Annotated in this window: 21 protein-coding genes and 1 tRNA gene; 15 read left to right on the top strand and 7 right to left on the bottom strand. The window is 68.0% G+C overall.

Annotated features, from left to right (window positions below; all coding sequences use genetic code 11):
• Nucleotides 1-67: 67 nt before the first annotated feature.
• Nucleotides 68-2,485, top strand: a complete 2,418-nt coding sequence (locus H6900_07185) for a phenylalanine--tRNA ligase subunit beta (protein ID MCC0073058.1) — start codon at nucleotides 68-70, stop codon at nucleotides 2,483-2,485.
• Nucleotides 2,486-2,582: 97 nt separating this feature from the next.
• On the opposite strand, the gene H6900_07190 is transcribed toward H6900_07185, so the two are convergent.
• A complete protein-coding gene (locus H6900_07190; GenBank protein MCC0073059.1) occupies nucleotides 2,583-3,047 on the bottom strand; it encodes a hypothetical protein in 465 nt (154 codons plus the stop codon).
• A gap of 280 nt (nucleotides 3,048-3,327) precedes the next feature.
• Here H6900_07190 and H6900_07195 point away from each other — a divergent pair, with 280 nt between their 5' ends.
• The 6 genes from H6900_07195 (at nucleotide 3,328) to H6900_07220 (ending at nucleotide 11,435) form a co-directional block, all read left to right on the top strand.
• Nucleotides 3,328-4,668 (top strand): mechanosensitive ion channel, encoded by a 1,341-nt coding sequence (locus tag H6900_07195; protein MCC0073060.1) that lies wholly within the window; start codon nucleotides 3,328-3,330, stop codon nucleotides 4,666-4,668.
• 67 nt (nucleotides 4,669-4,735) lie between these two features.
• The gene (locus H6900_07200; protein MCC0073061.1) at nucleotides 4,736-5,725 is read left to right on the top strand and encodes a DMT family transporter; all 990 of its coding nucleotides are present in this window, start codon (nucleotides 4,736-4,738) and stop codon (nucleotides 5,723-5,725) included.
• Nucleotides 5,726-5,779: 54 nt separating this feature from the next.
• Nucleotides 5,780-5,856 (top strand) — tRNA-Pro (locus H6900_07205).
• A 761-nt stretch (nucleotides 5,857-6,617) separates the two neighbouring features.
• Entirely contained in the window at nucleotides 6,618-8,045 is a 1,428-nt protein-coding gene (locus tag H6900_07210) for a hypothetical protein (protein ID MCC0073062.1), read from the top strand.
• Nucleotides 8,042-10,672, top strand: a complete 2,631-nt coding sequence (locus H6900_07215; GenBank protein MCC0073063.1) for a glycosyltransferase — start codon at nucleotides 8,042-8,044, stop codon at nucleotides 10,670-10,672. The genes H6900_07210 and H6900_07215 overlap by 4 nt, the downstream gene beginning before the upstream one ends.
• 4 nt (nucleotides 10,673-10,676) lie before the next feature.
• Nucleotides 10,677-11,435 carry a sulfotransferase gene (locus H6900_07220; GenBank protein ID MCC0073064.1) on the top strand — a complete coding sequence of 253 codons (759 nt, stop codon included), beginning with the start codon at nucleotides 10,677-10,679 and terminating at the stop codon, nucleotides 11,433-11,435.
• A gap of 67 nt (nucleotides 11,436-11,502) precedes the next feature.
• Here the strand turns inward: H6900_07220 and H6900_07225 are convergent, their stop codons facing one another.
• The 3 genes from H6900_07225 to H6900_07235 are packed head-to-tail and all read right to left on the bottom strand — an operon-like array spanning nucleotide 11,503 to nucleotide 13,357.
• Complete coding sequence (locus H6900_07225; GenBank protein ID MCC0073065.1) at nucleotides 11,503-11,721, bottom strand: hypothetical protein; 219 nt, start codon at nucleotides 11,719-11,721, stop codon at nucleotides 11,503-11,505.
• On the bottom strand, nucleotides 11,718-12,029 hold the full coding sequence (locus H6900_07230; protein ID MCC0073066.1) for a hypothetical protein: 312 nt from the start codon (nucleotides 12,027-12,029) through the stop codon (nucleotides 11,718-11,720). Before H6900_07230 ends, H6900_07225 begins: the two co-directional genes overlap by 4 nt.
• A gap of 11 nt (nucleotides 12,030-12,040) precedes the next feature.
• Complete coding sequence (locus H6900_07235) at nucleotides 12,041-13,357, bottom strand: DUF2793 domain-containing protein (protein ID MCC0073067.1); 1,317 nt, start codon at nucleotides 13,355-13,357, stop codon at nucleotides 12,041-12,043.
• Between the two features lie 188 nt (nucleotides 13,358-13,545).
• Between H6900_07235 and H6900_07240 the strand changes: the two genes are divergently transcribed.
• From H6900_07240 to H6900_07275, 8 genes are all read left to right on the top strand, one after another.
• On the top strand, nucleotides 13,546-14,712 hold the full coding sequence (locus H6900_07240; protein MCC0073068.1) for a nucleotide sugar dehydrogenase: 1,167 nt from the start codon (nucleotides 13,546-13,548) through the stop codon (nucleotides 14,710-14,712).
• A gap of 193 nt (nucleotides 14,713-14,905) precedes the next feature.
• Nucleotides 14,906-15,469: a dTDP-4-dehydrorhamnose 3,5-epimerase gene (gene rfbC / locus H6900_07245; GenBank protein ID MCC0073069.1), complete on the top strand. Its 564-nt coding sequence runs from the start codon at nucleotides 14,906-14,908 to the stop codon at nucleotides 15,467-15,469.
• Nucleotides 15,466-16,503 (top strand): dTDP-glucose 4,6-dehydratase, encoded by a 1,038-nt coding sequence (rfbB, locus tag H6900_07250; GenBank protein ID MCC0073070.1) that lies wholly within the window; start codon nucleotides 15,466-15,468, stop codon nucleotides 16,501-16,503. The genes rfbC and rfbB overlap by 4 nt, the downstream gene beginning before the upstream one ends.
• 99 nt (nucleotides 16,504-16,602) lie before the next feature.
• Nucleotides 16,603-17,454 (top strand): dTDP-4-dehydrorhamnose reductase, encoded by an 852-nt coding sequence (gene rfbD, locus H6900_07255; protein MCC0073071.1) that lies wholly within the window; start codon nucleotides 16,603-16,605, stop codon nucleotides 17,452-17,454.
• A complete protein-coding gene (gene rfbA / locus H6900_07260) occupies nucleotides 17,451-18,353 on the top strand; it encodes a glucose-1-phosphate thymidylyltransferase RfbA (GenBank protein ID MCC0073072.1) in 903 nt (300 codons plus the stop codon). The genes rfbD and rfbA overlap by 4 nt, the downstream gene beginning before the upstream one ends.
• Nucleotides 18,354-18,418: 65 nt before the next feature.
• The gene (locus H6900_07265; protein MCC0073073.1) at nucleotides 18,419-19,015 is read left to right on the top strand and encodes a hypothetical protein; all 597 of its coding nucleotides are present in this window, start codon (nucleotides 18,419-18,421) and stop codon (nucleotides 19,013-19,015) included.
• Complete coding sequence (locus tag H6900_07270) at nucleotides 18,930-20,390, top strand: DNA polymerase Y family protein (GenBank protein MCC0073074.1); 1,461 nt, start codon at nucleotides 18,930-18,932, stop codon at nucleotides 20,388-20,390. The genes H6900_07265 and H6900_07270 overlap by 86 nt, the downstream gene beginning before the upstream one ends.
• Complete coding sequence (locus H6900_07275) at nucleotides 20,387-23,611, top strand: error-prone DNA polymerase (protein MCC0073075.1); 3,225 nt, start codon at nucleotides 20,387-20,389, stop codon at nucleotides 23,609-23,611. The genes H6900_07270 and H6900_07275 overlap by 4 nt, the downstream gene beginning before the upstream one ends.
• Here H6900_07275 and H6900_07280 read toward each other — a convergent pair.
• The 3 genes from H6900_07280 to H6900_07290 all read right to left on the bottom strand — a co-directional run bounded on the left by H6900_07280 (nucleotide 23,608) and on the right by H6900_07290 (nucleotide 26,682).
• On the bottom strand, nucleotides 23,608-24,066 hold the full coding sequence (locus H6900_07280; protein ID MCC0073076.1) for an Lrp/AsnC family transcriptional regulator: 459 nt from the start codon (nucleotides 24,064-24,066) through the stop codon (nucleotides 23,608-23,610). The genes H6900_07275 and H6900_07280 overlap by 4 nt on opposite strands.
• Before the next feature lie 10 nt (nucleotides 24,067-24,076).
• Nucleotides 24,077-25,522 (bottom strand): aminotransferase class V-fold PLP-dependent enzyme, encoded by a 1,446-nt coding sequence (locus tag H6900_07285; protein ID MCC0073077.1) that lies wholly within the window; start codon nucleotides 25,520-25,522, stop codon nucleotides 24,077-24,079.
• A 179-nt stretch (nucleotides 25,523-25,701) separates the two neighbouring features.
• Nucleotides 25,702-26,682 (bottom strand): methyltetrahydrofolate cobalamin methyltransferase, encoded by a 981-nt coding sequence (locus H6900_07290; protein MCC0073078.1) that lies wholly within the window; start codon nucleotides 26,680-26,682, stop codon nucleotides 25,702-25,704.
• Between the last annotated feature and the right edge of the window lie 64 nt (nucleotides 26,683-26,746).

The following is a 26,746-nucleotide window of genomic DNA, read 5'->3' on the forward strand; positions in this document are numbered from 1 at the left end:
CTTTTCACGCCTGCGCCGATGGGCTAACAGGGCGCGCAAACCCCGACGCGAACGCAAAGGTCCGGCGATGAAATTCACCCTGTCCTGGCTCAAGGAACACCTGGAAACCGAGGCCACGCTCGACGAGATCGTCGAGACGCTGACCGACCTGGGGCTCGAGGTCGAGGAGGTCGTGGACCCCGCCGCCGCGCTGGGCGCCTTTCGCATCGCCCGCATCATCGAGGCCGTGAAGCACCCCGATGCCGACAAGCTGCGCCTGTGCCGGGTCGAGGTTCTGGACGCCCCCGGCGGCACCGCCGAGGAGGTGCAGGTCGTCTGCGGCGCGCCCAACGCGCGCACCGGGCTGGTGGGGGTCTTTGCCCCGGTGGGCACGCATGTGCCGGGCACCGGCGTGGACCTGAAGGCCGGGGTGATCCGGGGGCAGGCCTCGAACGGGATGATGTGTTCCGAACGCGAGCTGGAACTCAGCGACGATCACGACGGAATCATCGACCTGCCCGCCGACGCGCCGCTGGGCGCGCGCTATATCGACTATGCGGGTCTGAACGATCCGATGATCTACATCAAGATCACCCCGAACCGCCCCGATGCGCTGGGCGTGCGGGGGATCGCCCGCGATCTGGCAGCGCGGGGGCTGGGCCGGTTGAAGCCGCTCGATGTGACCCCGGTTGCCGGCGCGTTCCCCAGCCCTGTCACGGTCCGCATCGACCCCGCCCTCAAGGACAAGGGCTGCCCGTTGTTCGCCGGCCGCGTGATCCGGGGCGTGACCAACGGCCCCTCGCCGAAATGGCTGCAGCAGCGGCTCAAGGCGATCGGCCTCAGGCCGATTTCGGCGCTGGTCGATGTGACCAACTTCTTCACCTTTGCCTTCAACCGTCCGCTGCACGTCTTCGATCTGGCCAAGGTTGCGGGCGGCACGTTGCGCATCCACCCCGCGCAGGGTGGCGAGGAAATTCTGGCGCTGGACGGCAAGACCTATACGCTGCGGCCCGGCATGATGGCGATCTCTGACGCGAACGGCGTCGAATCCATCGCCGGGATCATGGGCGGCGAGCATTCGGGGTGCACCGGGGAAACCACGGATGTGTTCCTGGAATCGGCGTATTGGGACCCGATCACCACCGCCACGACCGGCCGCGCGCTGAAGATCAACTCGGACGCGCGCTATCGCTTCGAACGCGGCGTGGATCCCGCGTTCACGCTGCCTGGGCTGGATCTGGCGACGCGCATGATCCTGGACCTGTGCGGCGGCGAGGCCTCGGACCTGGCCGTGGACGGCGCCGTGCCCGATACCGCGCGCGCCTACCGGTTCGATCCGGCCCGCGTGGTCAGCCTGGTCGGAATGGACATCCCCGCCGAGGATCAGCGTCGCACGCTCGAGGCGCTGGGCTTCCGCGTCGAGGGCTCCGAGGCCTGGGTGCCGTCCTGGCGCCCCGATGTGCTGGGCGACGCCGACCTGGTGGAAGAAGTCGCACGCATCGCCTCGCTGACGCGGCTCGAGGGCAAGCCGATGGCGCGCCCGCAAATGGGCGTGCCCGCGCCGATCCTGACGCCGATTCAGCGGCGCGAACGGCTGATGCGGCGCACGCTGGCGGCTCTGGGCTATCATGAATGCGTCACCTACAGCTTCATCGACGCCGAATCGGCCGTGCGGTTCGGTGGCGGAACCGAGGCCGTGCGGCTTGAAAATCCGATCTCCAGCGAGATGACGCATATGCGCCCGGACCTGCTGCCCGGCCTGTTGCAGGCCGTCGCCCGCAACCAGGCGCGCGGCTTTGCGGACCTGGCGCTGTTCGAACTGGGCCCGGTGTTCGCCGGTGGCGAGCCGGGCGAACAGGCGATCCACGCGACCGGTCTGCTTGTTGGCGCCAGCGGCCCGCGTGATCCGCATCATGCCCGCCGGCCGGTCGATCTGTTCGACGCCAAGGCCGACGCCGAGGCCGTGTTGACCGCCATCGGTGCGCCCGCGCGCACGCAGTCGGATCGCGCCGTGGCCAGCTGGTTCCACCCCGGCCGCGCCGGACGGCTGACGCTGGGCAAGACCGCTCTCGCCACCTTTGGCGAGGTTCATCCGCGCATCCTGAAGGCCTACGGCATCAAGGGCGCTGCGGTGGCCTTTACCCTGCCGCTCGAAGCCGCGCCGATGCCACGAAACGCGGCAGCGACCCGGGCCGCGCTGGTACTGAACGATCTGCAAGCGGTCGAGCGGGACTTCGCCTTTGTTCTCGACCGCTCGGTCGAGGCGCTGAGCGTGGTCAACGCGGCCCTCGGCGCGGACAAGGCGCTGATCGAAAGCGTGCGGGTGTTCGACGAATTCTCGGGCGACAAGGCCGAGGCGCAAATGGGCGCGGGCAAGAAATCCCTCGCCATCGCAGTGCGCCTGCAACCCAGGGGTCAGACGCTGACGGACGACGACATCGCGGGCGTCAGCGCGCGGATCGTCGAAAAGGTCGCCAAGGCCACCGGCGGCGTCCTGCGCGGTTGAAGACGACCGCGGGAGGCGGCGATTCGCGCGCCTCCCGGTCTTCCCATGGGGCCCTCGCGCGCCGACGGGCGGCTCGGCGGGTCCCCCCGGCGCGCTGTCAGGTGGCCTCGCGTTCGAGGTTCAGCTTCATGTCGATCAGCACGCGTTGCAAGGCCAGCGTCTCGTTGAGCAGGCGGCGGGCCTCGTTGGCGCTGATCGTGCCGTCCTCGATCGCGGTCTGGTATTCGGCGATCAGCAACGCGAACCGCTGGCTCAGGGCGATCACATCGGAATTGACCGAGCCGCGCGCCGGCGCGTTGGGGCGCTGGTCGTCGTGCATCAGGATCACGCCGCGCAGATCGGCCAGCGCGGTGGTCACGTGGGGGAAACTGGACGCGCTTTCCAGAGCGGCGACCACGTCAATCGGCATGAACCGGTCGGCGTGTTCGGGCAGGTCCGAATAATAGCGGTTGAGACTGGCCTTTGAGCGGCCAGAAAGCTGACTGGCGGCTTCGATTCCCACATCCTTCACCAGAACTTCGGTATGGTGCTTGAGGAAGTTCTGCGTGCTCGACAGCGTCATGTACCGGAACCTTGACAGGGGGAATTACTGCGCCCTTTTCCCATTATTGTGCGGCCCAATGCAACCTAGCAATACAGGGTGCCTTGGGCCGGGTGGATGTTCTGTTTCCCCACTGTCCGGTCGGGGCGCGTGTGTGCGTGCCGAGTGCCGTTCAAGTACTGGCGGCGGGACGGCAGGGGGCGCATCCCCTGCCGTTTCGCCGTTCCACCGTTTCGCACTGGCCAGTTTTCCCCCAAGACGCTACACGGACCCTTCGAGGAACGAGTAAGAGGCGCGGCCGATGGACGGGCAGGGGTTCGTGCAGGATCTGCAAGGCTATTTCCAGCAGGGTCTGGACGTGGCGCTGGAATGGCTGGGGTCTCCGGCGGCCTGGTCGCAGTTCGGGTTGTTGCTGGCGTCCTATGTGGCCGCGCGGGTGATCGCGGCGCGCGGCGTCCCGGTTGTCACCCGGTTGCTGACCCCGCCCGCGGACCGGACCGGCCCGATCGCCCGGTTGCGGCGGTTCGTCCTGCTGTTTGTGCCGCTGGCGATGCCGCTGATGGCCTGGGCCTTCACGCTGACCGGAGAGGCCTTGGTGCGCGCGGCCTTTGGCACCGGCGTGGTGATCGCCTTCGGCAAGAACCTGTTCCTGTTCCTGGCGGCCCGGGCCGCGGTGCGCGACATCGTGTCCGACGGCTTTCTGCGGTTCCTGGGCCGGTTCGTGCTGCTGCCGATCCTGCTGCTGAACCTGGTTGGCCTGCTGGACCCGGTCAGCGACTATCTGAACGCGGCGACGATCGACCTGGGGAACATCCGCTTTTCGGCGATGGCGCTGGTGCGCGGATTGATCTCGGGCGCGCTGCTGTTCTGGTTGGGGCGCTGGTCGAACAGCCAGTCCGAGGATTTCATCAAGGCCCGGGACGAGCTGCGCCCGGCCACCCGCGAACTGGCGATCAAGGCCAGCCAGATCGCGATCTTCGGCGCGGCGTTCCTGCTGCTGATGTCGATCATGGGCATCGACCTGACCGCGGTCGCGGTGCTGGGCGGGGCGCTGGGCGTGGGCATCGGCCTGGGCCTGCAACAGATCGCCGCGAATTTCGTGTCGGGCGTGATCTTGCTGCTTGAAGGGCAGACCACGGTCGGCGATTTCGTCGTTCTCGACAACGGCGAAGAAGGCACCATCGTCAAGATGACCGCCCGCGCCGCGATCCTGGAAACCGTGGATGGCCGCTGGATCGTCGTCCCGAACGAGGATTTCATCACCTCGCGCGTGTTCAACCTGTCGGACGCCGGCAAGGCCCACCGCTACGAGGCCGCCTTCAGCGTCAGCTACGACACCGACATCAACCTGGTGCCCGACTTGATCGAGGCGGCGGTGGGCGCGCTGGATTTCGTGCTGCAAGGGCCCGGCCGCGAGGTCGAATGCGAGCTGACCGCCTTTGCCGACAGCGGGGTCGAGTTCAGCGTCGAATACTGGGTCGAAGGGATCGAGGACCTGACCGGAAAATACCGGTCGGTGGTGTTGTTCGCGATCTGGAACGCGCTGAAGGGCGCGGAGATCGAGATCCCCTATCCGCAGCGCGTGGTTCACCATCGCGGATTGCCCCCCACGGCCATGCCGGAACCGGCCCCGCACGCATAGCCCAGCCTTGCGGGGGCGCCCCCGCGCCAGTATTGCTGGTGGCTTTACCAGCGACGGACCGTCCCTCATGCCAGCCCATACCGACAGGGAACCCGCGCGCCTGCCGTCCGGGCCGACCGGCCCGCTGATGGCGCTGGCGGCGTTCGGTTTCTATGCCACCCACGATGTGCTGATCCGCATTCTGGGCGAGACCTACAGCGTGTTCCAGATCATGTTTTACATGGGGTTGTTGAGCTTCCCCATGCTTGTGGTGATCCTGATCCGCGACCCGCACCCGGGCACGCTGCGCGCGACGCATCCCTGGTTGATGACGCTCAGGACCCTGACGATGGTCGTGTCCGCCGGGGGCGCCTTTTACGCCTTTACCGTGCTGCCGCTGGCACAGGTCTATGTGGTGCTGTTCGCCTCGCCGCTGCTGGTGACGCTGCTGGCGATACCGCTGCTGGGCGAACGGGTGGGGCTGCATCGCGGGTTGGCGGTGGTGGTGGGCCTGCTGGGGGTCCTGGTCGTGCTGCGGCCCGGGGCGCAACCGATCACGCTGGGGCATCTCTCGGCGCTGACGGCGGCGCTGGCGGGGGCGCTGTCGGGCGTCATCTCGCGCCGCATCGGCCGCGATGAGCGAAGTGCGGTGATGCTGATCTATCCGATGATGGCGAATGTGGTCATCATGGCGGCGATCCTGCCGGCGGTCTATGTGCCGATGGAACTGTCCCATCTGGCGATCGTGGGCGTGATCGCGCTGCTGGCGCTGGCCGCGATGACCCTGACCATCGGCGCCTATCGCCGAGCCGAGGCTGCTCTGGTCGCGCCGATGCAATATTCGCAAATCCTGTGGGCGACGCTCTATGGCGCGCTTCTGTTCGACGAAACGCCGAATCGCTGGACGCTGATCGGGGCGGCGCTGATCGTCGGCTCGGGCCTGTATATCGTGTTTCGCGAATCGCGCCGGAACGTGTCGGCGAATCGGCCGGTTCTGCGCACCCGCCTGCGCACCGAGACGGTCGCCGCCCCCCGTCCTGCGCTGCCCGAAGAGCCGACGATGGATCGCGTCGATTGAGCGCGATAGCCCCTTGCAAACCCGTCCATGCCGGGGTAATCCCGCGCCCACGGTCGGAGTGTAGCTCAGCCTGGTAGAGCACTGTCTTCGGGAGGCAGGGGCCGGAGGTTCGAATCCTCTCACTCCGACCAGTATCTTATCCGAGTGCCTTTGCGGTGCAGCAAGTAGGTTGATCTGTTCGCGCGCTTCTTGCAGGAGCAGGCGGTTGGGCCATGGCCCGTGCTGGCCGGATTTCAGGCGTTTCAGACCGTGTTCGGAAAACTGGCAGCCCTGGGCGAAATGGCACGCCAAAGACGCATCCCAACCCATTTCGCGGTGTGCCCGGGCAGCTATTCGCGCAAGAATTGCCCGTCGCGTTCGAACGCGTTGGTCATGGCGCAAGGGATGTGCTTACAGCCTTATGCAAGAGATTCGGGGCCTGTGACCGGACCCTGCCGGTGCGGCGATGTCAGCCCCGGCAACCGGGGCTGGCGCGGGCTGACCTTGACGCAGGCCGCCGGCCAGGGCGTCGGAGGGGGCCCTTGCGGGCCCCTGACCTGACGGAGGTGGGCATGGCGCAGCGCGTTCTTGTGGCCGGCAGGGCGGGGACCTATGGCGCCCGCGCGTGCCGGTCGCTGGCCGGCGCCCGCCCGGCCCTGGCGTTCCTGAACATTTCGACGACCGAACTTGCGCTGGTTGGTCGCGACGATCCCCTGCCGCCAGGCGACCCGACCGATCGGGCGGCGCGGTTTGCGGCCCTCGGCCCTCAGGGCCGGCCCCCGTTGATCGCCGCCCCCCGGAAATGGCAGAACACTGGCGAACACGTCCACCCCGACGCGACCCCACCGGCGCACCCCGCCCCGCGCCAAACGCAACCGATTGACCGTTGATCCGATTTCTGGAGAGTTTCGATATGGCTGATTCCTGGACCCCCGTTCTTCTGTGCCATGCCAGCGAAAGCGCGGCCATGAAGGACCTCTCCGCCGTTGCCAGGGTCGTGAGTGTCGATATCGGGAACGACGAACTGATCCTTGCGCCGGCCACGGCAAAAGGTGCGCGGGACGCGGCAATCGACGACATCGCCGTCTTTCGCGATGCGATCGGCTATGTCGCCTCGGGGGTTAAGGGGGAAACGGCCCATGCCGCGATTTCGGCGCTTTGGGAACAGCGGTTCGGCGCCGGCACCGCGCCCGCGCTTTATCCCCTGCGCGAGGAACCGGCGCTGGCCGTCGTTGGCCGGATCCTGTCCCGGTCGATGGGGACCTTGCGCCAGCGCAACACCGGCCTGATGCGCGAGATCGGCCTGCTGCGGACGACGCATGACCAGACCCAGGCCGCGTTTCAGAAGCTCGAAACCTTCTTTTACGCCAACAACCGCAGCGAGCGGATTCCCGCGATGACCCTGTCCGTGCAGCGCGGCAACCGCCCCCTGGTGCTGGAGGACGGGCAGGACATCGACCAGCGCCTGCCGATCGACAGCAGCGGCCTGTGCGACGTGGCCATTTCTATCGCCCGGAAGCCGCGCGCGGGATCGGGCACGCTGATCGCGGCGCTGATGCTGCACGACAGCGCGCAGGTCGCCGGCACCTGGGAGGTCGAGGCCGAACGGATCGACGCGGGCTGGCTGCGGCTTTGCCTGGATCGGGCGCTGCCGGCAGAACCGCAAACCGCCACCCTGCGGCTGACCTGGCTGGGCGAGGGGACGCTGGCGCTGAATGCGTCCTTCTTTCACCCCGACCCGCGGTTCATGCCGTTGCCCGACGCGCCCATGCTGGCGATGCAGCTTTGGAAATACATTCCCGATGCGCGCGCCATGATGCCTGCCGAGGGGACCGCCACCAGTTCGCCGCGGGCGATCGAACGCTGGAATATCGGCGCGCGGCATTTCAAGGCGGCGGTGCCGCTGGACGGGGCCTCGGCCGAGGACGTCACCTATTCCGAGGCATTCGGCGGGCTCATGGTGCCGCCCTCGGGGACCACGCCGACCGTGGCGCGGCTGGATCGGGCGGCGCGCGCGGGCGTCCGCCATCTGTTCGGCGGCATCAAGGTCGAGCAGACCTCGGGCCCTGAGGTCGAATTCGCCTATGCGCTGCACCCGTCGCGGGCGCGGACCGTGGGGATCAACCGCGTGCCCGCCTTTGCCGAAGGGTTGATGTCGGAATGGCACGCGCTGCCGGTGAACGAGTGGTCCGAGCACCACCTGCCGCTGGCCATCCCCCTGGACGAGGATCACGACTTGTTCCTGTTGAGCCGGCTGGTGGAGGGGGGGCATTCGGATACGCCGCCCGCGGCCTGTTTCTTCAACATCGTCGCGCAGGCCGGCACCGGAGAGGACGCATGACCCCCCGGTCCCAGCCGGTCCGTCGGGCCGATGCCGACCCCGCGCCGAAGGTGGCGGTGGTGGTGCCGATCTTTCGCCACTCGGCGCTGTTGTCCGAGGCGATCGAAAGCGTTCTGGCGCAGGAGGCCGATTTCGCGATCCGCCTGGTTCTGGTCAACGATGGCTGCCCCCACCGGGAAACCGACATGGTTTGCCGCGATTACGCCGTGGCCTATCCCGACCGCATCGTCTATCTGCGCAAGCCCAATGGCGGCTTGAGCGACGCGCGCAATTTCGGCATCCGCCATGTTCTGGCGCACGAACCCAGCGTCGAGGCCGTCTATCTGCTGGACGCCGACAACCGCATCCGGCCGCGGGCGATGGCACGGGCCTTTGCCGCGCTCCAGTCCGATCCGGCGCTGGGCTGGATCTATCCCAACATCGACATGTTCGGGCTGCAATCCGCGCACGATTATGGCGGGGCCTATTCGCGCCTGCTGCACAGCACCATGAACACCTGCGAGGCCGGCAGTCTCATCAGCCGCAAGGTGTTCGAGGCCGGCGTTCTGTTCGACGTCAGCTTCAAGCAGGGGTTCGAGGATTGGGAGTTCTTCCTGTCGGCGGCCTCGGCCGGGTTTGTCGGCGCGAACCTTGAGGATTTCGGCTTTCAGTACCGCAAGCGCCCCGAAAGCATGTTGGCCGATTCCGAACGCGAGGGGGCCGGAATTCGCGCCGCGATGCAGCAAAAGCACAAGACGCTGTTCCAACCCAAGACGCTGATCGAATTCGAACAGCAGGAAATGCCGCGCTATGCCATCCTGCTGTCGGACCGCAACGAAATCCGGCTGACGACGGACCCGCGCCACCAGACCGAGGTGCTGACCCAGGCGGAATACGAACGCCGCCTGTGGCTGGGCCAGGCCAACCCCTCGCGCTATGGCGTCGCGCCCTGGCTGGTGGTGACAAGCAGCGGCTTTCTGGCGCAGCTCGACGCGGCCGGGCTGACACATTTTGCCCTCTGGCGGCTGGAACATGTCACCGACGAGGCCGGGATCGGGGTCTGCGCGCTCGAGGTTCGCGAGGAGGATCGCATCGGCGTCAAGGTCGAGAAGGCGGTGCACGGCAACCACCTGGATGCCAGCGCGATCATGATCCGGCCGCGCCTGCTGAGCGAGGTTCTGCGCGACAGTGGCTCGGCCTGGGTGGACAGTCTCTGGACGACGATGCCGATGCCCGATATCCGGCGCCTGACGCTGTCGGTTCCGGCCGATCGCGTGCTGCCCGACGAACACGGCGCGCGCGGCGCGGTGCTGGATTTCCTGTCCTTCATTCACCGTCTGCGCGCCTCGCGCTGGCGCGACGGCGCGATGCAGGCGGTGGAATGGCGGACCGGCGACCTGAAGATCCGCGCCGAACCGTATCGCGTGATCCGCCAGCGTCTGAACGGTGCGGTGGCCTATCCGCGCATTCGCGACGGGCGCCGGCATGTGGGCCTGACCATTCCCATCGTCGAATTCGGCGGGGTGGAAAAGGTCGCGCTGAACGTGGCGCGGGTGCTCAAGGCCCAGGGGTTCGGTGTCCACCTGTTCGTTCTGATGGCCGAGGATGCGGCGATCTCGCGCGACTGGGCGGCGGTTACGGAGAGCGTCAATTTCCTGTCGGGGACCGGCTTTTCACCCTGGGGCGGCGGCGAGCAGACCTATTTCGGCACCGAGATTCCGCGCTGGGCCCAGCATGGCAACCACGCCCCCGCGCTGGGTGCGCTGTATTGGCTGGATACGGTGATCGACTTTCACGGCGGGGCGCTGGTCGCGGTCATGGGCAAGCTGAAGCGGCTGGGCGTGCGCACGGTCTCGTCGCTGCATCTGAGCGACATGTCGCCGGTTCAGCGCCCGGTCGGGAACACCTATCTTGCGATGGCGCATGAACACGCCTTCGACGCCTTTGCGCCCTGTTCGCTGCAACTGGCGGACTGGCTGCACGGGATGGGCGTGCCGCAGGAAAAGATCGTGCCGCTGGTGAATGCCCCCGCGTTCCCGATCGCGGCCGCCGATCTCGAGGCCTGCCTGACCGAACGGCGCGCGCGCGATCCGGGCGCGCCCTTGCAGGTGCTGTTCCTGGGGCGGCTGGATCCGCAAAAGGGGCTGGACCGCCTGACCGTCGTGGTTGCCGAGACGGAGTCCCTGAACCTGACCTGGCGAATTGTCGGCAAGGCGGTGCTGGCCGATGCCCGCCGTCCGCTGGCGCCGGTGCTGCAACAGCGCCTGGAACCCGCGCTGAGCACCCCCGAGGAACTGATCGAGGCCTACGGCTGGGCCGATGTCGTGGTGCTGCTGTCCGAGTTCGAGGGCCTGCCTCTGACCATCCTCGAGGCGATGCGCCAGGGCGTGGTGGTGGTGGCAACCGATGTCGGCGCGGTGTCCGAGGTCGTGCGCGACAACGAGAATGGCGTTCTGCTGCCGCTCGACCAGGCGAATTCCGCCTGCATCCAGGCGCTGACGGCGCTGTCCGCCGATCGCGCGACCCTGCGGCGCCTGTCCGAGCAGGCGGCGGCCGATTCGACCATGCGCGACTGGGAACACAGCGCCAGGGGGCTTGTCACATTCCTGAATGACGCTCATACCGATAGGTCTGTGACAAAGGGTTAGCGTAATGGATGTGTCGATTTTTGACCGGCAGACCTATCCGGACCTGTACCGTCCGTCCAAGGGCTATGTCTTCATAGCCACCTATGGGCGTTCGGGGTCCACTCTGCTGATGAAGGTGCTCAACGCCATCGAAGGCGCCTGCATTCGCGGCGAGCGGGGCAACAGCCTGTCGCCGGTGCTGCGCGCGATCTCGATCATCCAGCATGAATCGAATTTTTCGGTGCGCCGCGCCGAGGCCGCGAAACCGTTCGAGGAACGCTCGGCGCACTGGCAGCAAATCATGGGGACGGTCGATGATCCCTGGTATGGCTCGGAATCGGTCGATCCGGTGCTCTATGCCAAGCTGGCGCTGGACGCCTATGTGCGCGCGGTGCTCCTGCCTCCGGACGAGGTGACCTTTCTGGGATTGAAGGAGATCTCGTTCCATGAGGTCGGCAGCGCCTTCGAGGCCAACTTGACCTGCCTGCTGGAATTCTTCCCCAACAGCAAGATCATCTTCCTGACCCGCGACATCGCCCAGGTGGCCAATTCCGGCTGGTGGCGCGACATGGCCTATTCCGCGGTCGAAAAACGGTTGCAGGACGCCAATGCCCGGTTCGAATCCTTTCAGCTGGAACACGCCGACCGATGCATGATGTTCGATTACAGCCAGTTCGCCGAAGGGTATGACGGCGTCTTGCCGCTGTTCGATTTTCTTGGCGTCAGCGTCGCCGAGGAGACCGTCGCGGAGATCCTGTCAAAGAAGCTTTCGCATCTGAAATGAACGAACGGCGCACCGGCGGCCATGGCGCGCGACCGCGCCATGGCCCGCACCGGCGTGCGCCAGCGGATCAGCCCGCCGATTGATCCAGGACCCGCCGCGCGGCCTCGCGTTCGGCGCTGACGTCGGGCGGGACCGGCGTGCCGGTTTCGGTCAGGCGGGTGACATACCAATCGGTGCGCGCCAGGAACGCGCGGGCCTGGATCCGTTCGGCGTCGCGGCGGTCGGCCTCGGCCTCGGCGGCGCGGTCCTGTGCCGTGATCAGGCGGGACAGATCGACAGAGATCATTGCAGCACCTCGCTGGTGTCGGTGGGCAGGGGGATGGGCCCGTCGGCAAGAACCTCGATCGGATCGGGGAACAGCGCGTCGGGGGACGCGGTGCCGGCGTAGGGCATCAGCAGCGTCAGATGCAGCGTGCCGTCGATGCGACGGATGTCCGAGGCCAGCCAGGAGCAATCGACCGCGTCCTGCGGTAGCGTCGCGCCCTCGGGCACGCCGGACAGATCCAGCGCCTCGCCGTTCAGCGTCAGGGTGTCGCCCTGCCGCGCCAGCAGCAGCGTGTCGTCCATGCGGATGGGCGATAGGGTAATACGCATCCTGTCCTCCTTCAGAACCAGCGGCCCGTGGCGAGCCAGAAGATCTCGGTGTCGGCGACGCTGTTGATCGCATAGGCGAGGGCCCCGGTGGCTTGCGTGGTGCGCCCGCCATAGGGGACGTTCACGCTCAGACCGGCGTTGTTCGTGATCCGGGCGTGAATTGTCGCGCCGTTGATGCTGCCCAGCACAAAGGCCGCGGGAAAGGTCCAGGCGATGGCGGCGCTGCGATACAGCCCCCCGACCGAGGCCGTGGTGATCGCAACCCCGACCTGGCGGAATTGGCAGATCTGCGTGCCGTCGGCAAAGCGGACGTATTCGCCATTGGCGTTGCTGCCGCGCTCGATGATTGCCCCGGTCGGCACGCCGCCGCTTTGCGCGACGGGCCCGAGCGTGGAATTGAACTGTTGCCATCCCGACCAGGTGGTGCCGTCGTGATAGCGCTGGTAGCTCAGCCCGGGCGCCGCATCCGGCCAGGCGATCTGCGTCTGTTGCGAGGCGCTGCGCCGCAGATGTTGCAGGCAGAACCCCCCGGTCGAGGGCATGAGCGCCGAGCCCGACACCTGATAGAACCCCGACGCCGCGATGCTGTTCGGGTTGTCGGCGGTCGGGGTCGCGGCGAGAGGGCCACCCAGACCGAAGCCGCCGACGGTCAACAGGCGGCCCGCGGTGGCGTCGATCGGCGATGCGCAGACGGCCTCGCCCTGGGGCAGCGCCGTGGCCGGGTCGAACGCCAGCGCGGTGTGCCACGCCGTGCCGTCGGCGCTGACCTTGATGCCGAAGGCGTCGCTGCCCTGGGTGCCCATCTCGGCGCGGCCCGACCAGCCCGTCTGGAACAGCAAAGAGGCCGTGTCACCGGCCGCGTTCTTGTTGACCTTGATCTGATGGCCGGCGCCCTGATGGGTGAACAGGCTGGCCTCGGACTGGACGGCCAGCTTGTTGACCGTGTCGTAGCTGGTGCCGACGCCCAGGCCCGGCAGGTTTTGCAGGTCGGGCAGGTCTGGCGACACCCAGCCGCTGCCGTCGAACACGCGCAGGTCGGTGCCCAGTGCCGCGCGCCAGCCGACATGCGGGGTGACGAACAGCCAGCCGCCGTTCGACCAGACTGCCAGGTCCAGGTCGTGCCCCGCCCAGTCGTTGACCGCGCCGTAGCCCAGTGCCCAGACCTCGCCGTCGGTCGCGGACAACGGCGGGGTGGTCGCGTCAAAGGCCGTGACGGTCAGTTGAACAATCGAATCCAGTCGTTCGAGCGCCTCGTTGTGGGTAACGTGCTTCTGGGCTTGCGCCGCGGCCATGTAGGGCAACTTCAGGTTCGCTGACCAGAACGACATGTGACAAACTCCGCTGGTTGGTTGAGGCGGAGAATCCCGGCTTACTGCAAAGAAATGTCCAACGCGGCGCACGCAAGCGGCGGGGGGCGTGCAACAGCGGCGCCCGGGTGGGTGGACCCGTTCGCCGCGGGCGGATAATCAGGGCACGAACCCGGCGTGTGCGGGGCCGCAACCCCATGGGAGGGACGATGAAAATCTGCGTTGTCGGGATCGGGTATGTCGGCCTGTCGATGGCCGTCCTGCTGGCCAGGCGGCATCCGGTCGTGGCGCTGGATGTCGATGGTGCGCGGGTGCGGGCCTTGAACGCGCGCCGCTCGCCCGTGGTGGACCCCGATATCTCGGCGGCCCTGACCGGCGGCGATCTGACGCTTGAAGCGACCACCGACCGGGCCCGGGCGATGCGCGGCGCGGATTTCGTGGTGATCGCGACGCCGACCTCTTACGATGCCGATACGAACAAGTTCGACACCCGCACGGTCGAGGACACCGCCCGCGCCGCGCTGACGCTGGCGCCCGGGGCCGCGATCGTCATCAAATCGACGATCCCGGTGGGCTATACGGACAGTCTGAACGCGGCGCTGGGCACCGACAGGATCCTGTTCTCGCCCGAGTTCCTGCGCGAGGGGCGGGCGCTGCACGACAACCTCCATCCCTCGCGGATCGTGGTCGGATCGACCTCGGCCGCGGGGCGGGCCTTTGCCGAGCTTCTGCGCGAGGCCGCGCAGGACCCCGACGTCCCCGTCCTGCTGACCGGCCCGCGCGAGGCCGAGGCGATCAAGTTGTTCGCGAATACCTACCTTGCGCTGAGGGTGGCCTTTTTCAACGAACTCGACAGTTACGCCATGGCGCAGGCGCTCGACAGCCGGCAAATCATCGACGGTGTCAGTCTCGACCCGCGCATCGGGCAGTATTACAACAACCCGTCTTTCGGCTATGGCGGCTACTGCCTGCCAAAGGACACGCGGCAGTTGCTGGCGAATTACGAAACCGTTCCGCAAAGCCTGATCCGCGCGGTGGTCGAGGCGAACGCGACCCGCAAGGACTATCTTGCCGAGCAGGTTCTGGCGCTGAATCCGCGCCATGTCGGGGTCTACCGGCTGGTGATGAAGGCCGGGTCCGACAATTTTCGCGACAGTTCCATCCTGGGTGTGATGGAGCGGATCAAGGCCCGGGGCATCCCGGTTACGGTGTTCGAACCCCGTTACGCGGGCGATCGCTTCCTGAACGCGCCGGTCGAACGCGACCTGGCCCGGTTCAAGCAGACCGCCGATGTGATCCTTGCGAACCGGCTGTCCGCCGATCTGTCCGATGTGGCGGACAAGGTGTTCACCCGCGATCTTTTCGGCGCCGACTGATCCACGGCGCGGGGTGCGGCGCACTGGGCGCCGGGGAAACCGAGTTGAACTTTGCGCGCCGAAACGCTAATCACGATCCCGAATGCTTGCCGGTTTTCAAGGGCCTGGCACCCGCGCGCCATGGGCCTGCCGGGGGGCCGCCCCGGAAATCCGCGCCGGGGGTTCGCGGGTCATTCGGGTGCGGGAGAACGTCATGCAGGTTGAAGCCACCGCGCTGCCGGGTGTTCTCAGGCTGACCCCGCGCCGGTTCGGGGATGCGCGCGGCTGGTTCAGCGAAAGCTGGAACCTCAAGACGCTGGCCGACGCCGGGCTTGTCCTGCCCGCGTTCGTTCAGGACAACCACTCCTTCAGCGCGGCCCTCGGCACTGTCCGGGGCCTGCATTATCAGGCGCCGCCTCACGCGCAGGGCAAGCTGGTGCGCTGCGGGCGTGGGCGGCTTCTGGATGTCGCGGTCGATGCGCGCCGGGGGTCCCCGACCTATGGCCATTGGCTGACCGAGGAATTGAGCGCCGAGAACGGCCGCCAACTCTGGATTCCGGCCGGGTTCCTGCACGGGTTCGTCACACTCGAACCCGCGACCGAGATCGTCTACAAGGTGACCGATCACTATGCGCCGGATTGCGACGGCGCAGTGCATTTCGCGTCCGTCGGCATCGACTGGGGGATGGACCTGTCCGCGGCCGTTCTGTCCGGCAAGGATGCGCAGGCGCCCGCGTTTTCCGACTGGACCTCGCCCTTCGTCTGGGGGGATGCATGAAGATCCTGATCACAGGCGGCGCGGGGTTCATCGGCTCGGCGGTGGTGCGGCAGGCCGTTGCGGCGGGCCACGCGGTGGTCAATCTCGATGTGCTGACCTATGCGGCGTGCCTGGACAACGTGGCCAGCGTGGCCGACAGTCCGCTCTATGCGTTCGAGCAGGTGGATATCTGCGATGCGCCTGGTGTCGCGCGGGTTCTGGCACAGCACCGGCCCGACGCGGTGATGCATCTGGCCGCCGAAAGCCATGTCGATCGCTCGATCGATGGGCCCGGCGCCTTCATCCGCACCAATGTCGAGGGGACGTATACCCTGCTCGAAGCGGTGCGCGCCTATTGGCAGGGCCGGGGCCGCCCCGGGGAATTCCGCTTTCACCACATTTCGACCGATGAGGTGTTCGGCAGCCTGGGCGCCACCGGCAAGTTCACCGAAACCACGCCCTACGATCCGCGCAGCCCCTATTCGGCGTCCAAGGCGGCCTCGGACCATCTGGTGCGCGCCTGGCACGAGACCTATGGCCTGCCGGTCGTCCTGACCAATTGTTCGAACAACTACGGGCCCTTCCATTTCCCCGAAAAGCTGATCCCCGTGGTGATCCTGAATGCCCTCGCGGGGCTGCCGATCCCGGTTTACGGCGCCGGCGAGAACGTGCGCGACTGGCTTTATGTCGAGGATCATGCCGAGGCGCTGCTGCTGGTGCTGCAAAAGGGCGCCGTGGGGCGGTCCTACAACATCGGCGGCGAGAACGAGGCCCGCAATATCGATCTGGTGCGGACGATCTGCGCGATTCTCGATGAACTGCGCCCCGCGCCGCGCCCCTATGGCGCGCAGATCACCTTTGTGACCGACCGGCCCGGCCACGACGCTCGCTATGCCATCGACCCCAGCCGAATCCGCGCCGAACTGGGTTGGCGTCCCTCGGTGACGCTGGACGAGGGGCTCAGGCGCACCGTGCGCTGGTATCTCGACAACGAGGCCTGGTGGCGCCCGTTGCAGGCCCGTCAGGGGGTCGGACAGCGCCTGGGCAAGGGCTGATCGCGGCCCGCCGGGCTGGTCAGGGACACGGGCTTGCCGCCGCCCGGTCACGCGAATGCCGCTTTCGCCTGTCATGCAAGGCAGGACAACGAGGACCCAATGCCGCTGCTCATTTTCGGAAAGACGGGACAGGTGGCACAGGCGCTGACGCGGCTGGCGCCGCAGGCGCTGGCCCTGGGCCGGGCCGAGGCCGATCTGGCCGACCCCGCCGCCTGTGCCGCCGCCATCCATGCCGCGCGCCCCGGCGCCGTCATCAACGCCGCCGCCTGGACCGCCGTGGACCGCGCCGAAACCGAGGAAACCGCCGCCACCGTCGTCAACGGCGCGGCCCCGGCTGCGATGGCGCGCGCCTGCGCGGACCTGGGTATCCCGCTGGTCCAGATTTCGACCGACTACGTCTTTGACGGGCACGGCACGGCACCCTTTCTGCCCGACGATCCGGTGGCGCCGCTCAATGCCTATGGCCGGTCGAAACTGGCGGGCGAGCAGGGGGTGCGTGACTCGGGGGCGGTTCATGCCATCCTGCGCACCAGTTGGGTGTTCTCGGCGCAGGGGCAGAATTTCGTCAAGACGATGCTGCGCCTGGGCCGCGAACGCGCGGAACTGCGTGTCGTCGAGGATCAGATCGGCGGGCCGACCCCGGCGATGGCCATCGCGCGGGCTTGCCTGACCCTGGCCACGCACCTGCAAGAGGACCCCGCGGTGTCGGGCACCTATCATTTCGCCGGGGCGCCCGATGTCAGTTGGGCCGGTTTCGCCCGGGCAATCATGGCGCAGGCCGGGCTCGACTGCCGGGTGACCGGCATCGCGACTGCGGACTATCCCACCCCGGCACAGCGCCCGGCCAACAGCCGGCTGGCGTGCCCGGATCTTGCGCGCGTCGGTCTGGCGCGACCCGATTGGCGGGCCGCCCTGACCGAGGTGCTGACCGAACTCGGAGCGACGACATGACCCAGCCCCCCAAACGCAAGGGCATCATCCTGGCCGGCGGATCGGGCACCCGGTTGTATCCGATAACGCTGGGCGTGTCGAAACAGCTGATGCCGATCTATGACAAGCCGATGATCTATTACCCGCTCAGCGTGCTGATGCTGGCCGGTGTGCGCGAGATCGCGATCATCACCACCCCGCACGATCAAGAGCAGTTCCGCCGCGCGCTTGGCGACGGTGCGCAATGGGGGCTGAGCTTCACCTACATCGTGCAACCCTCGCCTGACGGGCTGGCGCAGGCCTTCATCCTGGCGCGCGATTTCCTGGATGGGGCGCCCTCGGTGCTGGTGCTGGGGGACAACATCTTCTTCGGTCATGGCCTGCCGGAACTGTTGGCACAGGCCGATGCTCGGCCCTCGGGGGCGACGGTGTTCGGCTATCGGGTGTCCGATCCGGAACGCTATGGGGTTGTCGGCTTCGACACCGACGGTCGCGTGACCTCGATCGTCGAGAAACCCGTGGCGCCGCCCTCGCGCTATGCCGTGACGGGGCTTTATTTCGTCGATGCCTCGGCGTCCGAGCGCGCCGAACGCATCGTCCCTTCGCCGCGCGGCGAGGTCGAGATCGTCGATCTGCTGCAAGGGTACCTCGATGACGGGTTGCTGGATGTCCAGCGCATGGGGCGGGGCTACGCCTGGCTCGATACCGGAACGCATGGCAGCCTGCTGGACGCGGGCAATTTCGTGCGCACGCTTCAGGCCCGGCAGGGTCTGCAAACCGGCTGCCCCGAGGAAATCGCCTTTCAGAACGGATGGATTTCCGTCGAGCAACTGGAACGGATCGCCGCGCCATTGGCCAAGAACGACTATGGGCGCTACCTGCTCGATCTGGCGCGGGGCGACGGGCGCTGGCGGACCTGACCCTGATGGTGCCATCGGCGGCGCTGCCCGTTGGATTCGCCGTGCGGATGTTCTAGATTTGTCCCATGTGGACCGATCCCGCCCTCTCTGGCTGTTTTCCCCTGCGCAAGACCCGCGTGCACGAGGTCTGCGGCCCGGGCGCGGCAGCGTTCTGCGCGCTGGCGGCGGCCTCGGGCGAGGGGCCGGTGCTGTGGGTGGTCGAATCGCACCGGACCGAGGGGCTGAACCCGGTGGGCCTGGCCCCGCTGCTGGCGCCCGAACGGGTGCTGACGGTGCGCACCGGCACGCAGACCGACAGCCTCGCCGTGGCTGAAGAGGCGCTCAAGGATGGCGCGGCGCCCTTTGTCGCGATCGAGATCTCGGCCCCCCTGGATCTGCGCGAGGGGCGGCGGCTGCAACTGGCGGCGCGCGCGGGGGGAACCACCGGCCTGTGCCTGATCCCCGAGGGGATGGGCTCGAACGCGGCGGAAACGCGCTGGCGGGCTGCGGCGCTGTTCGATGCGACGGGGGCGGTGGACTCGACTCTGATGCGGTGGGAGATTATCAAGAACAAAGAGGGAACACTTAGGGCCTGGAATGTTCGATGGACCCCGGAAACAGGTGGTTTGCATGTGGTTCCCCCGGTTGCCGAGCGACCGGGTTCTCAGGGCGCGTCCGGTTGACGGCCCCTTTGCGCTGACGCTGACCCAGGCCAATACCCAGCGCCTGTACGACCTGAATCGCGCGGCCGAGGCCCAGGGCCTGCATCGGGGCATGAGCTATGCCGATGCGCGGGCCTTTTGCCCCGACCTGATCAGCCACCCGGCACGGCCCGATCTGGACGCGCGGTTTCTGGCCGCGCTGCGCCGCTGGGCCACGCGCTATTGCCCCTGGGTCGGGATCGACGGGGGCGACGGGCTGGTGCTGGACGTGACCGGCGCCACGCATCTGTGGGGCGGGATCGGGGCCATGCTCGACGACATGCGCGCCCGGGCCGCCCGGGCAGGGCTGGACCTGCGGCTGGGCCAGGCGGGCACCCGGGGCGCGGCCTGGGCGCAGGCACATCACGGGGGGGCGGATACCCCCCTGGACACGCTGCCGGTGGCGGCGCTGCGGCTGGACGAGGGGACAGTCACCGGGCTGCAACGGCTGGGCCTGCGCCGCATCGGGGATCTGGATGCCACGCCCCGCGCCCCGCTGGCGCGCCGGTTCGGCCCCGAGGTCCTGCTCAGGCTGGATCAGGCACTGGGCCGCGTTTCCGAGCCCCTGAGCCCCGGGGCCGAGCCACCGCATTTCGGTTTGCGCATGACCTTTCCCGAACCGATCGGCCTGGTCCATGACGTGATGGCCGCGACCGAGCGCCTGCTGGTCCCGCTGTGCGACAGGCTCAGGGCGCACGAGGCCGGGGCGCGGCGACTTGTGCTGACGCTCAGGCGGGTCGATCAGGGCAGCCAGCAGATCGAATTGCGGCTGGCGGCGCCCATGCGCGAGGCCGCGCGCATCCTGCCCCTGTTCGACCGTGGCGTGGCCGAGGTGGACGCGGGCTTCGGCATCGACCAGATCCGCATCGAGGCGGTGCAGGTCGAACCGCTGCCCGTGCAGCAGATCGGCACCGGCGCGACCGGGCAGGCCCCCGGCCGGATCGAGGATCTGATGACGCGCATCGGCACCCGTATCGGGCTGGAGAACGTGCAGCGGTTCCTGCCCGCCGACAGCCATATCCCCGAGCGCGCCTTTTCCCTCGCGCCCGCCGCCTACAGCACGGCCGAAGGCGGCTGGGCCAGTTCCAACCCCCGCCCGCTGCGTCTGTTCCCGCCCGAGGCCATCGGGGCCTCGGGCAACACGCCGCCCGAACGCTTCCGCTGGCGGCGGGTGTCCTTCATCACCGGCCGCGCCACGGGGCCGGAACGCATCGCGCCCGAATGGTGGCTGGACGATGACGCCTGGCGGTCCGGCGTGCGCGATTACTGGCGGGTCGAGACGCGGCAGGGCCGGCGGTTGTGGCTGTTCCACACGCCGCAGAACCCGGGCTGGTTCGTGCAGGGGGAATTCGCATGAGCTATGCGGAACTCTGCGTCACGTCGAACTTTACCTTCCTGACCGGCGCCTCGCATCCTGAGGAGCTGATGAAACGGGCGGCCGAATTGGGCCTGTCTGCGTTGGCGCTGACCGATCGCAACACGCTGGCGGGTGTGGTGCGGGCCTATAGCGCGCTGAAATCGCTGGCGAAAGAGGGGGCAACCGGGTTGCCCCGGCTGATCGTCGGGGCGCGGCTGGTGTTGCGCGACTGCCCCGTCGAATGGCTGGCCCTGCCCACGGACCGCGACGCCTATCACCGGCTGGCGCGCCTGCTGACGCTGGGCAAACGGCGCGCGGGCAAGGCGGAATGCCATCTGGATCTGGCCGACCTCGAAGCGGGCGCTGCGGGCCTGATCCTGATCGCCCTGCCGCCGGCCGCCGACCCGGATACCGCGCTGGCGCCGATCCAGCGGCTTCAGCGGCGCTATCCTGGCGCGGTCTTCCTGGGCGCCGCGCCGCGGTATGACGGCTCGGATCAGGGCTGGTTCGACACCTGCGCGGCGCTGGCGCTCAGGGCCTCGGCGCCGATGGTCGCGGTGGGGGACGTGCTGATGCACCGCGCGCAGCGCCGGCAACTGGCCGACGTGCTGACCTGCCTGCGCGAGGGGGTCACCATCGACCGGATCGGCACCCGTGCCCTGCCCAACGCCGAGCGCCGCCTGAAGGGCGCGGGCGACATGGCCCGGCTTTACCGGCACCATCCGGCGGCCCTGCGGCGTACGCTGGACATCGCCGCGCGCATCGCCTTCGATCTGTCGGAACTGAGTTACGAATACCCCGACGAGATCGCCGAGGGCGGCGAAACCCCGCAACAGCGGCTGGAACGGCTGGCGCGCGCGGGCATCGACCGGCGCTATCCGCAAGGCGCGCCGCCGCGGGTATTCGAGCTGCTGGACAAGGAACTGGCGCTGGTCGCCGAACTGGATTTCCCGGCCTATTTCCTGACCGTGCACGACATCGTGGCCGAGGCCCGCAGGCGTGGCATCCTGTGTCAGGGGCGCGGTTCGGCGGCGAATTCGATCCTGTGCTACCTGTTGGGCATCACCGATGTGTCGCCCGACATGATCGGCATGGTGTTCGAGCGGTTCCTCTCGCGTTACCGGGGCGAGCCGCCGGATATCGACGTCGATTTCGAACACGAACGCCGCGAGGAGGTGATCCAGTGGATCTATGAACGATACGGCCGACATCGCGCGGGCCTGTGCGCGACGGTGATCCATTTCCGCTCGCGTGCGGCGATCCGCGAGGTGGGCAAGGTGATGGGCCTCAGCCAGGACGTGACGGCGGGGCTGTCGGGGCAGATCTGGGGGATGTCGAACGCCGGCGCCGATCCCGAGAGGATGCGCGAACTGGGGCTCGATCCCGGCGACCGGCGGCTGGCGCAGACGATCCGTCTGATCCACGAGATCATCGGCTTTCCGCGCCATCTGTCGCAGCATGTGGGCGGTTTCATCATCACCAAGGGCCGGCTCGATGAGCTGTGCCCGATCGAGAACGCGGCGATGGAGGACCGCACCGTCATCGAATGGGACAAGGACGACATCGACGCGCTGGGTATCCTCAAGGTCGATATCCTCAGCCTGGGGATGCTGACCTGCCTGCGCAAGAGCTTCGAACTGCTGCGCGACCACGAGGGGATCCGCCACACGCTGGCCACCGTCCCGCAAGAGGACCCGGCGACCTATGCGATGCTGCAACGCGCCGATGCCGTCGGGGTGTTCCAGGTGGAAAGCCGCGCGCAGATGAACTTTCTGCCCCGGATGAAACCCGCGACCTTCTACGATCTGGTGATCGAGGTGGCGATCGTCCGCCCGGGCCCCATCCAGGGCGGCATGGTCAAGCCCTTTGTCCGCCGCCGCCAGGGGCTGGAGGCGCCCGAACCCTTTGGCCCGGCGCTGGCCAAAGTCACCGAAAAAACGCTGGGCGTGCCGCTGTTCCAGGAACAGGCGATGCAGATCGCGGTCGTCGGCGCGGGCTATACCGCCGAAGAGGCCGATCAGCTGCGCCGCTCGCTGGCCTCGTTCCGGCGCATGGGCACCATCGGCCAGCACCGCGACCGCTTCATCCAGGGGATGCTGCGCAACGGGTATTCGCAGGCGGTGGCCGAACAGTGCTTTGGCCAGATCGAAGGGTTCGCGGATTACGGCTTTCCCGAAAGCCACGCCGCCGCCTTTGCCATGCTGACCTATGTGTCCTCGTGGCTGAAATGCCATCATCCGGCGGTGTTTGCCTGCGCGCTGCTGAATTCGCAGCCGATGGGCTTCTATGCCCCGGCGCAGATCGTCCGCGACCTGCGCGAACACGGGGCCGAGGTGCGGCCGGTCTGCGTCAACACCAGCGCCTGGGACAACACGCTGGAGCGGCGCGCCGACGGGCGGCTGGCACTGCGGCTGGGGTTCCGCCAGATCAAGGGCTTCCGCGAGGACGACGCGGCCTGGATCGTCGCCGCGCGGGGCAACGGCTATCCCGATCCCGAAAGCCTGTGGTTGCGCGCGGGGATCACGCCTGCCGTGCTGGAACGCCTGGCCGAGGCCGACGCCTTTGCCGGGCAGGGGCTGGGCCGGCGCGATGCGCTGTGGCAGGTGCGGGCGATCCGTGCCCCCGCGCCCCTGCCGCTGTTCGCGAACCCGCTGGATGGCGAGGGGCTGCGCGAGCCGTCGGTGACCCTGCCGCCGATGCATCTGGGCGAAGAGGTGGTCGAAGACTACATCGCCCTGCGCCTGACCCTGCGCGCGCATCCGATGGAACTGCTGCGCCCCGGGCTGCCCGGGCTGACGCCGCATGACCAGTTGCCCGTGGTGCCGGCCGGGCGCATCAGCGTCTGCGGGCTGGTCATCACCCGGCAGCGGCCCGGGACGGCCTCGGGCGTGGTGTTTCTCACGCTCGAGGATGAGACGGGCGTGTCCAACGTCGTCGTCTGGCCCAGGGTCTACGACCGCTTTCGTCGCAGCGTCATGGGCGGGCGGTTGCTGCGTGTGACCGGGCGGCTCGAACGCGAGGGGATCGTCGTCCATCTGATCGCCGAGGGGATCGAGGACCTGTCGCACCGGCTGTCAGAGCTGGGCCACCCGCTGGACGACGCCGTGGGCATCACCGAGCCGCAGGCCGACGACGCCCCCCGCCGGCCGCGCACGCCCCCCCGCGCGCGCCATCCGCGCGAACAGGCCAAGCGGCTGTTCCCCAGCCGCGATTTCCACTAGACGGGCAGGCCGCGCTGATCGGCGATGGCCTCCATGGTGATGAACGAGGTCACGGTATCCAGTTCGATCCGCTCGATCAGGCGCTGATAGACCGCGTCGAAGGCGTTCATGTCCTCGGCCACGATCTTCAGCAGATAATCGTAATCGCCGGCGATGCGGTAGAAGTCGATCACATTCGGGATCGCCAGAACCACGCGGCGGAACTCGGCCAGCCAGTCGCGCGAATGGTGCCGGGTGCGGACCATGACAAAGACCGTCAGGCCCAGCCCCACCTTGCCGGGGTTCAGCCGCACGCCCGACCCTGTCAGCACCCCGGCCTCTTGCAGCGCCGCCAGTCGTCGCGCGCAGGCGGTTTGCGACAGGCCCACGGCCTCGGCCAGCGCACGCTGCGACAGCGATGCGTCGCGTTGCAGGGCGCGCAGGATCGCGCGGTCCAGCGAATCGAGCGGCTTCATCCTGTCTCCTTCAGGCGGCGTGATCGGCCTTCAGCACGACATGCGCGGTCGCGGGGTCGATCCCGTAGGCATCGGCCAAGGGATAGGGCGCGCGCGCCAGGCTGTCCACGGCGCCGATCAGGAAATCGGTCTTGGCCTCGGTCAGGAAGGCCGACAGGTTGAGCCGCGTCCAGCCTGGTTTCACCGTCTCGTCGCCCGCCAGGATGGCGCCGCGCAACTGGTCCGAGCGCGCGCGGTCGATCCCCATCAGCCGGTGCCCATAGGGCCCGGCGCAGGCGCAGCCGCCGCGTGCCTGAATGCCCCAGCCGTCGGACAGCATCCGCGTCACCAGATGCGGGTGCAACCAGCCGCCGCGCGGATCGCGGATCCGCAGCGAGAAGATCGGCAGCCGGTCGGCGCCGGGCAGGCCCAGCACCTCGATCGCCGGGTTCGCGGCCCAGGCGACGCGCGCGCGGGCGGTCAATTCGGCGTGGCGGCGGTCCAGAAAGGCCTGTCCGGCCGCGCGTTTCACCGCCATCGCCAGCCCCGCGCGGATGTCGCCCAGGATGTTCGGCGTGCCCGCTTCCTCGCGCGCGACGGGGTCCTGGGCATAGTCCTGCCCCCAAGGCGAAACGAAGCGCACCGTGCCGCCGCCCGGCTGGCTGGGGGTGGTGGCGCGGATCGCGTCGCGGCGCAGGACCAGAACGCCGGACGCACCCGGCCCGCCCAGGAACTTGTGCGCGGAAAAGACCACCGCATCCTTGGCGTGATCGGTTCCGGGCGCCATGTCGATGGCGGTATAGGGCGCGGCGCAGGCATAGTCCCAGACGCAAAGCACGCCGCGCGCCCGCAGCATCCGCGTCACCGCGACGGTGTCGGTCAGGATGCCGGTCACGTTCGACGCGGCCGAAAACGCGCCGATGCGCAGCGCGCGCCCCTCGGTCTGGTCCAGAATCTGGCGCAGGTGGTGCAGATCGGGGCCGCCGGTGGGGGACTCGGTCAGTTCGATCACCTCGGCGCCGGATTCGCGCCAGGGCAGCAGGTTCGAGTGATGCTCATAGGGGCCCAGGATCACCACCGGCCGCGTGCCCCGCGCCACCGCCTGATCCACGCCCAGCAGGTGCACCAGCCGGTTCAGCCCTGCCGTCGCGCCCGAACCGGCAAAAATCACCGCGTGTTCGGCGGTTGCGCCGGTGCCCAGGGCAATCTCGGCGCGGGCGGCCTCGCGCAGCGCCGTGGTGACGGCACCACAATGCGAGGTTTCGGTGTGTGTGTTGGCATACCAGGGCAGCACCTGGTCGCGCATGAAATCCTCGACCTGCATCAAGGCGCGCCCCGAGGCGACGTAATCGGCATAGACCAGCGGGTGGGGCCCAAAGGGGCCGGGCACGGGAATGCCGTCGCCGATGATCCCGGCGCGGATCGTCTCGGGCGAGGGCAGGGCGTCGCGAAATGCGGCAAAGGCAGGGTGGGGCATGGCGGCGGTATCCTTTGGGCTTGGCCAAGCCTAGGCCGCGCGGATTGGCGCATTCAACGATGAATGACCCTTGGGTTGCCGGAATATTCGATCATTTGCGCCATGAATTCCGCCTGGTCCGCGCAAATGAAAACGGGCCAGGGGTTTCCCTGGCCCGTGTGATGCGTGGCGATGCCGGCTCAGCCGCGGCCGCGACGCCCCCCCCGGCGGCCCGACGACGCGGCGGCGGCGGCGGCCGAGGCTTCGGCGAAGCTCGCGCCTTCGTTCATCGCTTCCAGAACCTTGGCCAGGCGGATCCACTCGCCACCGTTGGCGTCGTGGTTCATCAAGAGGTTGGCCGCGCGGATCGCTTCCATTTCCTGCGCGCGCACCGGGTTCATGATGGCCGAGGTCATCCCCGCGCCGATCGCCATCGGCAGGAAGGCCGCGTTGATCCCGTGACGGTTCGGCAGCCCGAACGAGATGTTCGAGGCTCCGCAGGTGGTGTTCACCCCCAGCTCGTCGCGCAGGCGGCGCACCAGCGCAAAGACCTGCTGTCCGGCGGTCGCCATCGCCCCCACGGGCATCACCAGGGGGTCCACGACGATGTCATGCGCGGGAATGCCGAAGTCGGCGGCGCGCTGGACGATCTTCCTGGCCACTTCGAAGCGGACATCGGGATCGGGGGAAATGCCGGTGTCGTCGTTCGAGATCGCGACGACCGGCACGTTGTATTTCTTGACCAGCGGCAGCACCAGCTCCATGCGCTCTTCCTCGCCGGTGACCGAGTTCAGCAGCGGGCGACCGTTGGCCGCCTGGAGGCCGGCCTCGAGCGCGCCGGGGACAGAACTGTCGATGCACAGCGGCACATCGGTGATCGCCTGGATGCGCTCGATCAGGGCCTTCATCAGCGGCGGTTCGACAAAGTTGTTGTCGGCGTAGCGCGGGTCCTGGGCCATCTTGTTGGTGAAGACCGCGCCCGAGTTCACGTCGAGCACCGTCGCGCCGCACAGAACCTGTTCGAGCGCGTCCTTTTCCACGGTCGAGAAATCGCCCGCTTCCAGCTCGGCGGCCAGTTTCTTGCGGCCGGTGGGGTTGATGCGCTCGCCGATCACGCAAAACGGTTCGTCAAAACCGATGACGACGGTCTTGGTGGCGGATTCGAGGACGGTTCTGGTCATGTGGGGTCCTTTTGGGGTCAGCCGCACCGGAAGGCAGGCACAAGACCCACCCCCGAGGCGCGAG

It is taken from the genome of Rhodobacter sp. (assembly GCA_020637515.1).
Classification (GTDB): Bacteria; Pseudomonadota; Alphaproteobacteria; order Rhodobacterales; family Rhodobacteraceae; genus Pararhodobacter.

Excerpts from the sequence above, each read along its gene's own strand:
- H6900_07215 (MCC0073063.1), top strand. The coding sequence starts at position 8,042 with ATGACCCCCCGGTCCCAGCCGGTCCGTCGGGCCGATGCCGACCCCGCG.
- H6900_07240 (MCC0073068.1), top strand. The coding sequence starts at position 13,546 with ATGAAAATCTGCGTTGTCGGGATCGGGTATGTCGGCCTGTCGATGGCC.
- H6900_07195 (MCC0073060.1), top strand. The coding sequence starts at position 3,328 with ATGGACGGGCAGGGGTTCGTGCAGGATCTGCAAGGCTATTTCCAGCAG.
- rfbC (MCC0073069.1), top strand. The coding sequence starts at position 14,906 with ATGCAGGTTGAAGCCACCGCGCTGCCGGGTGTTCTCAGGCTGACCCCG.
- rfbA (MCC0073072.1), top strand. The coding sequence starts at position 17,451 with ATGACCCAGCCCCCCAAACGCAAGGGCATCATCCTGGCCGGCGGATCG.
- H6900_07225 (MCC0073065.1), bottom strand. The coding sequence starts at position 11,721 with ATGATCTCTGTCGATCTGTCCCGCCTGATCACGGCACAGGACCGCGCC.
- H6900_07235 (MCC0073067.1), bottom strand. The coding sequence starts at position 13,357 with ATGTCGTTCTGGTCAGCGAACCTGAAGTTGCCCTACATGGCCGCGGCG.
- H6900_07220 (MCC0073064.1), top strand. The coding sequence starts at position 10,677 with ATGGATGTGTCGATTTTTGACCGGCAGACCTATCCGGACCTGTACCGT.
- rfbD (MCC0073071.1), top strand. The coding sequence starts at position 16,603 with ATGCCGCTGCTCATTTTCGGAAAGACGGGACAGGTGGCACAGGCGCTG.
- H6900_07200 (MCC0073061.1), top strand. The coding sequence starts at position 4,736 with ATGCCAGCCCATACCGACAGGGAACCCGCGCGCCTGCCGTCCGGGCCG.
- H6900_07210 (MCC0073062.1), top strand. The coding sequence starts at position 6,618 with ATGGCTGATTCCTGGACCCCCGTTCTTCTGTGCCATGCCAGCGAAAGC.
- H6900_07190 (MCC0073059.1), bottom strand. The coding sequence starts at position 3,047 with ATGACGCTGTCGAGCACGCAGAACTTCCTCAAGCACCATACCGAAGTT.
- H6900_07185 (MCC0073058.1), top strand. The coding sequence starts at position 68 with ATGAAATTCACCCTGTCCTGGCTCAAGGAACACCTGGAAACCGAGGCC.
- H6900_07270 (MCC0073074.1), top strand. The coding sequence starts at position 18,930 with ATGTTCGATGGACCCCGGAAACAGGTGGTTTGCATGTGGTTCCCCCGG.
- H6900_07285 (MCC0073077.1), bottom strand. The coding sequence starts at position 25,522 with ATGCCCCACCCTGCCTTTGCCGCATTTCGCGACGCCCTGCCCTCGCCC.
- H6900_07230 (MCC0073066.1), bottom strand. The coding sequence starts at position 12,029 with ATGCGTATTACCCTATCGCCCATCCGCATGGACGACACGCTGCTGCTG.
- H6900_07290 (MCC0073078.1), bottom strand. The coding sequence starts at position 26,682 with ATGACCAGAACCGTCCTCGAATCCGCCACCAAGACCGTCGTCATCGGT.
- rfbB (MCC0073070.1), top strand. The coding sequence starts at position 15,466 with ATGAAGATCCTGATCACAGGCGGCGCGGGGTTCATCGGCTCGGCGGTG.
- H6900_07275 (MCC0073075.1), top strand. The coding sequence starts at position 20,387 with ATGAGCTATGCGGAACTCTGCGTCACGTCGAACTTTACCTTCCTGACC.
- H6900_07280 (MCC0073076.1), bottom strand. The coding sequence starts at position 24,066 with ATGAAGCCGCTCGATTCGCTGGACCGCGCGATCCTGCGCGCCCTGCAA.
- H6900_07265 (MCC0073073.1), top strand. The coding sequence starts at position 18,419 with ATGTGGACCGATCCCGCCCTCTCTGGCTGTTTTCCCCTGCGCAAGACC.